Origin of the sequence: Streptomyces sp. NPDC057654 (assembly GCF_042800135.1) — a bacterium.
In the GTDB taxonomy this organism is placed as follows: Bacteria; Actinomycetota; Actinomycetes; order Streptomycetales; family Streptomycetaceae; genus Streptomyces.
This window is the reverse complement of the sequence record NZ_JBHVHQ010000523.1, coordinates 1-6,039: the sequence shown is the minus strand read 5'-3', so window position 1 is coordinate 6,039 and position 6,039 is coordinate 1. Positions and strand designations below refer to the sequence as shown.

The 6,039-nt window shown below is 73.1% G+C and carries 7 protein-coding genes; 3 read left to right on the top strand and 4 right to left on the bottom strand.

The features are described from left to right. Positions 1-1,213, top strand: a 1,213-nt coding sequence (locus ACFU99_RS29655) for a PQQ-binding-like beta-propeller repeat protein (RefSeq protein ID WP_384397860.1), incomplete at its 5' end; no start/stop codon positions are given. Positions 1,214-1,264: 51 nt separating this feature from the next. Here ACFU99_RS29655 and ACFU99_RS29650 read toward each other — a convergent pair. Further along, complete coding sequence (locus ACFU99_RS29650; protein ID WP_384397858.1) at positions 1,265-2,065, bottom strand: hypothetical protein; 801 nt, start codon at positions 2,063-2,065, stop codon at positions 1,265-1,267. Between the two features lie 168 nt (positions 2,066-2,233). Between ACFU99_RS29650 and ACFU99_RS29645 the strand changes: the two genes are divergently transcribed. Next, on the top strand, positions 2,234-2,827 hold the full coding sequence (locus ACFU99_RS29645) for a hypothetical protein (RefSeq protein WP_384397856.1): 594 nt from the start codon (positions 2,234-2,236) through the stop codon (positions 2,825-2,827). 123 nt (positions 2,828-2,950) lie between these two features. Here the strand turns inward: ACFU99_RS29645 and ACFU99_RS29640 are convergent, their stop codons facing one another. Genes ACFU99_RS29640 through ACFU99_RS29630 form a run of 3 tightly spaced genes read right to left on the bottom strand, consistent with a single transcriptional unit; the run spans position 2,951 to position 5,412 of the window. Beyond that, entirely contained in the window at positions 2,951-3,793 is an 843-nt protein-coding gene (locus ACFU99_RS29640) for an enoyl-CoA hydratase/isomerase family protein (RefSeq protein ID WP_384397854.1), read from the bottom strand. After that, a complete protein-coding gene (locus ACFU99_RS29635; protein WP_384397852.1) occupies positions 3,790-4,254 on the bottom strand; it encodes a Zn-ribbon domain-containing OB-fold protein in 465 nt (154 codons plus the stop codon). Before ACFU99_RS29635 ends, ACFU99_RS29640 begins: the two co-directional genes overlap by 4 nt. 6 nt (positions 4,255-4,260) lie before the next feature. After that, positions 4,261-5,412 carry a lipid-transfer protein gene (locus tag ACFU99_RS29630; protein ID WP_363225747.1) on the bottom strand — a complete coding sequence of 384 codons (1,152 nt, stop codon included), beginning with the start codon at positions 5,410-5,412 and terminating at the stop codon, positions 4,261-4,263. 262 nt (positions 5,413-5,674) lie between these two features. Between ACFU99_RS29630 and ACFU99_RS29625 the strand changes: the two genes are divergently transcribed. Beyond that, the coding region (locus tag ACFU99_RS29625; RefSeq protein WP_384397850.1) for an AMP-binding protein at positions 5,675-6,039 on the top strand (365 nt) is incomplete at its 3' end.

The following is a 6,039-nucleotide window of genomic DNA, read 5'->3' as shown; positions in this document are numbered from 1 at the left end:
GCCTATGGGAGCCCCTACGGGAGCGCCCACAGGCCCGCCCGCGGCCGAGGGCGGCGACCACGACCAGAGCGCGCGGGGGCGCTGGCGGCCGTGGCGGTTCCGGATGTCGAACGACGTCTGGGGGACCCCGGCCGTCTCCGGAGACCTCCTCTACGTCACGTCCTTCGAGGTGCACGCGCTCGAAGTGGCGAGCGGGCGGCGGCAGTTCAAGACGCGGGACGTGGCCTGGGCCATGGCCGTCGCGGGCGGCCGCATCCACGCCTCGGACGGCCCGACGCTGTACGCGCTCGACGCCGCCGACGGCTCGGAGCGCTGGCGGCTGGCCACGGACGGCTGGATCTACTCCCTCGCGGTCGACCGCGGCACCGTCGTCACGGGCACCCGCGGCGGCGGCGTCCAGGCCTGGGAGGCGGCCAACGGCGAGCTGCTCTGGGAGATCAGCGGCGCCCAGACCGACTTCGAGACGCCCGAGTACGGGCCCGTCGTGCACGACGGCGTCGTGTACGTCTGGGCGGACGCCCGGCTGCGCGCGCTGGAGGCCCGTACGGGCGCGGAGCGCTGGTCGTACCCGATCGGCGACGCGGGGTCCTGCGGCGGTGTGCCCATGCGGCTGCTGCCGGCGCCCGACGGGGCCGTGTACGTGGCCGCGGGCACCCGCGTCCTGGCGATCGACATCGCGCGGGGCGACGTGCGGTGGCGGTTCGAGGCGCCGGCCGTCTTCCTGAGCGCCCCGGCCCTCGCGCCCGGCCCGGCGGTCTCGGGCGGCGGCGTCTACATCGCCGACTACCTCGGCACCGTGTACGCCATCGACGCGGCCACCGGCCGCGATCGCTGGCGCATCGCGACCGAGGCGCGGCAGTCGATCGAGCCGGTGCTGGTGGCGAGCGGTTCGGTGCACCTGGGGAGCGGCAGCGCGCTCTACACGCTCGACGCGGTCACGGGCACGCCGAAGTGGCGGTTCGCGGCCGGCGGCGAGGTGGTGGGCTCGCCGGTCGTCGCGGACGGCCGGGTGCACTTCGGCTCCGCCGACCACTGCCTGTACACGGTGGACGCCGGGGGCGGGCAGCTGCGCTGGAAGCTGGCGACGGGCGGGGAGATCACGGGGTCGCCGGTGGTCGCGGGCGGCGTCGTCTACGCCTGTAGCAAGGACCGATGCGTGTACGCGCTCGACGCGGGCAAGGGGACGGGGCTGGCCCGGAGCGGCGGGCGGTAGCCCTCCGGGGCCGGCCGCGCCGCCCCCGCAGTCAGCAGCAGTCAGCAGCAGTCAGCGGCCGTCGCGCGGGGGCGGTGCGGGCCGGGTGTCCTCGGCGGCGGGCGGGCGCTCGAATTCCTGGGTCGCGTCCGTACCGCGGTCATGATCGCTCGACGCGCCGTGCGGCTCGTTGTACGGGGCCTCCTGCCGAGGCTGCCGAGCCTGTCGCGGCTGCTCGTACGGATCCGAGTACGGGCCCTCGTGGGTTCCCTGATGCCCCTGCGCGTACTGGGGCGGCTGTTCGTACCGGGGTGGGTGCTGCTCGTAGCGGGTCGGCTGTTCGTCCGGTACCGGCTGCCCGTAGGCGTACGGCGTCGGTTCCTGCCGCTCCGGCTGTCGATCCGCTTGTCGCCCTGGCTGCGGCTCCGGCTCGGAGGCCCGGCGGCGCCGTCGGTGCGTGCCGCGGCGGCCGCTCATGAGGACGGCCGCGAGGAGCAGCAGCACGCCGCCGCCGAGGGCGATCGCGACGCCCATGTTCAGCCCGTTGCCGTCGGTGTTGACCGTGAGGTCGCCCGCCTGCTGGCCCTGCCGCACCATCCACAGCACCGTGAACCCCAGTGTCACCACACCCGCGAGCGTGATGAGCAGCCGGGACCGCAGCAGCAGACCCACCAGCGTCAGGACTCCCACGAACACCATCGGCAGGAAGATCGAGCCCATCAGCTCGGCGTGCGTCCCGGAGATGCCGTTGAAGAGGTCCTGGACGCGGTAATCACGCCCGTGACGGCCGTCGTACCAGGCACGGAAGGGGCTCCATACGGCGGCCGCCGCTCCAATGAGGGCTACGACGGAACCGAGTGCGTTGCGCACCACGGGCATTCGCCTCACTCTCTCGTTTCCGGTCGCCCTGATTTCGACGCTACGCCCGGTTCCGACCGCTCGCCATGCGTGGCTCCGTCGTCGTCGGCCGCTGCTAACGTGACGCGAGCCCGTCAACCAAGGCAGTGTGCGGTACGGGTATCCACAGGGGGAGGAAGAAACATGGCAGGTCGCCATCTGCGGCTCACGGCCGTCGTCGCGCTCGTACTGGTCTCGCTCACCGGCTTCAGCCGGGGAGGGCACGGAAGCCACGGCGGTCACGGGAGCCGCGGGTATCACGGCAGTTCCAGCCGGCACGGCGGTGGCGGCGGGTGCAGCAGCTCCCACTCGCGCCACAGCAGCGGATCGGACTCCGGAACGGGCTCCGGATCGGGCTCGAACTCCGGCTCCGGCTCCAGTTACGGCTCCTCGGGCTCGTACGGCTCGTCCGCCGGGAGTCGCGGCAGTACGCACGGCAGTACGCACAGCGCGTCCCCCGACCGTGCCGCGCGGCCGGAGGCGCAGATCGTCCAGTGCGTCGCGGAGGACGTGAAGCACGAGGCCGCGACCGTCCGCGTGACCAACCGCGGCAGCGCGCGGGCCTCCTACGGCGTCACCGTCGACTTCCTCGACGCGCAGTACCACTCCGTCTCGGTCGGCACCGCCCGCATCACGCTGGCAGGCGGCGCGCCGGGGACCGTACGCGTGTACCCGGCGGCGTCGATGAAGAAGGCAGCCGGTGACCTGGTCTCCTGCCGCCTGCGGTCGGTCGGCTGACCACCAGCCCTGACCGCCCGCCTTGACCGCCTGTCCGGCTGCCCGCCCGCCCGTCGCCGACTACGCGCTCGCCCCGCTCCGTTCCCGTCCCCGCCCCCGCGTCCCCGCCCCTCCCGCCGACGGCTACCGCACCCGGTAGCCGTCCGTACGGGCGCGCCCGGCGAACAGCTCCGCCTGCCGGTCCGGCGGCAGGTTGCCGAGCGCGATCAGCGGCGGCGCCAGTGCGAGGGCCTGCGCCCGCGCGGCCTCCCTCGTCGCCCAGAGGGCCCGTACGGTCCCCTGGACGGCCTCCGTCGGGTACGAGGCGATGACGGCCGCGGCGCGCAGGGCGGCGGCGACGGCCTCGCCGGGCGCGACCACCTCGGACACCAGCCCCGTCTCGTACGCCCGGCGCGCCGAGAGGCGTTCGGCGGTGCCCATCAGGGCCATCCGCGCGACCTCCCCGGCGGGCATGCGCTGCGCCATGTAGATGGACTCGTACGCGCTGACCATGCCGTAGGCGGTGTGCGGGTCGAAGAAGGTCGCGTTCTCGGCGGCGATGACGAACTCGGCCTCGCCCAACAGGTAGAACGCCCCGCCGCAGGCCATCCCGCCGACGGCCGCGACGACCGGTTTCCACAGGTCGGCGGCCTTGGGGCCGATGGCGATGAGCGGGTCGTCCATGGAGAAGGGGGAGGCGGGCTGCGGAACGTCCACGTTACGGTCGATGCCGGTGCAGAAGGCGCGGTCGCCCGCGCCGGTGAGGACGACGGCCCGGACGGAGTCGTCGGAGCGCAGAGCGCGCCATACGGCGGTCAGTTCGGCGGCCGTGGCCAGGTCGATCGCGTTGTGGCGCTCGGGGCGGTCGAGGGTGACGAGTACGACGCCGTCCGGACCCTTCTCGGTGCGTACGGCCGGGTCCCCGTCCCTGGGTACGGCCGGGTCCCCGTCCCTGCACGCGGAGCTGTCCCCGTCCTTGGCGCTCACGGGCGCTCCAGCATCCAGCGCGGGACGGTGACGCCCTCGGCCAGCTCGGCGAAGACCGCTTTGACGGGGGCGCCGATGCGGAGCCTCGCGGGGTCCACGGAGTTCAGCGCGGCGTCGGGAGCGGCGACCAGGTTTCCCACGAGGCGGATGTGCGGGGCGTCCGCCAGCTCGACGACGATCGCGTTGTACGGGGCCTGTTCGGCGTAGGCGGGCAGCAGTGGCGGGTGCGGGAACACGTACGACCAGATGCGGCCGCGGCCGGACATCTTGGCCCAGGTGCTGTCGAAGGACTGGCAGTGCGGGCAGCAGGGGCGGGGCGGGAAGCGGGGCTCGTCGCAGGCGGCGCAGGTCTGTACGCGCAGTTCGCCGCGGGCCGCGTACTCCCAGAAGGGCGCGCCGTCCTCGTCGGCGACAGGCAGCAGCAGGCCGTTGTCAGTGGTGGCCTTCATGATGGGGGACATGAGAACTCAACTCCTCAGCAGCAGCGCCGAAGTGGGGACTCCCTCGCCCGCGGTGACCAGGCAGGTCTCCGCGTCGGGCACCTGCGCGGTGGAGGTGCCGCGGAGCTGTTTGACGCCTTCATTGATCAGGTTGAAGCCGTGGACGTACGCCTCGCTGAGTCCGCCGCCGCCCGTGTTGATGGGCAGCCGGCCGCCGCTCTCCAGGGCGCCGCCTTCGGTGAAGGCCGCTCCTTCGCCGCGCCCGCAGAAGCCGTAGCCCTCCAGGGACAGGGGGATGAGGGGGGTGAAGGCGTCGTAGATCTGGGCGACGTGCACGTCCTGGGGGCCGAAGTCGGCGGTCTTCCACAGGTGCCGGGCGGCGGTCCAGGCGGGGCCGGTGAGGGGGTCGTCGTTCCAGTAGTTGACCATGCCGTGGTGCTGGGCGGGGAGGCCCTGGGCGACGGAGTGGACGTATACGGGCTTGGTGCGGCAGTCGCGGGCCCGCTCGGCGGAGACGAGGACGCAGGCCAGCGCGCCGTCCGTCTCCAGGCAGTTGTCGAAGAGGCAGAGGGGGTCGCTGATCCAGCGCGAGGTCATGTACATATCGCGGGTCAGGGGGCGTTCGTACATCATCGCGGCCGGGTTCTGGTTGGCCCGGTTGCGGCAGGCGAGGGCGACGTTGAAGAGGTGGTCGCGGGTCGCGCCGTACTCGTGCATATAGCGGCGGGCCAGCATCCCGATCTCGTCGGCGGGGCGCAGGAGTCCGAACGGGCGGGTCCACTGTCCGGGGGTGGGGAGCTGGACGGCGGTGTTGGACCAGGGGCGGGGGCCTGAGCCGCGCTTGCGGGAGCGCCAGGCGACGCCGACGGACGCCTGTCCGGTGGCGATGGCGGAGGCGAGGTGGGCGAGGGTGGCGCAGGAACCTCCGCCGCCGTAGCCGACCTTGGAGAAGAAGGTCACGTCGCCCGCGCCGATGGCCTTGGCGACCTCGACCTCGTCGGTCTCCTCCATCGTGTACGAGGCGAAGGCGTCGACCTGGGACGGGGGGATGCCCGCGTCGTCGAGGGCGGCGACGATGGCGCGGCACGCCAAGGTCCGTTCGGATTCGGGTAGTTGTTTGGCGAAGGGGGTCTGGCCTATTCCGACTATCGCTGTAGCGTCCTTGAGCGTTGCCGCCATCGCCACCTCCGTGGTCGGGTCCTTCCGCGGCCGGTCCGCGGTCGTGTCCGCGCTGCTGCTCGTGCTCGCGCCGGTGCCTGTAGCTGTCAGCTGTGCTCGTGACTGTGGTCGTGGTCATATGCGCCGTGCGCGTACCAGGCGTGGCCGCACGGGTATGCATGGCCGTGCGCGCAGGCATGTTCATGCCCGCGTCGCTGCTGACAGGGGGGAAGGCTACCGCTAATCTGACGGGTAGTCAGCTAGTGGTGCGGGAGGTCATACGATGCGCGGTGACGTGGAGTTCGGCTCGATTCCCAACCTGGTCCGGGTGGCGGCCGAGCGGTACGCCGCGCGAGAGGCGGTCGCCGACGGCCGTACCCGCGTCACGTACGCGCAGCTCGGCCGGAGAGTCGAGCGTGCCGCCGCGGCCTGTGTCGCCTCCGGTGTCGAGCCCGGCGACCGGGTCGCCGTCTGGGCCCCCAACACCCTCGACTGGATCGTCAGCGCCCTCGGCGCGGTCTCGGCGGGCGCGGTGCTCGTGCCCGTGCTCGCCCGCGTCAAGGGGGCCGAGGCGGCGGACGTGCTGCGGCGCACCCGCGCCCGGCTGCGGTGGGTCACGGGCACCTTGCTCGGCACCTCGTACGTGGC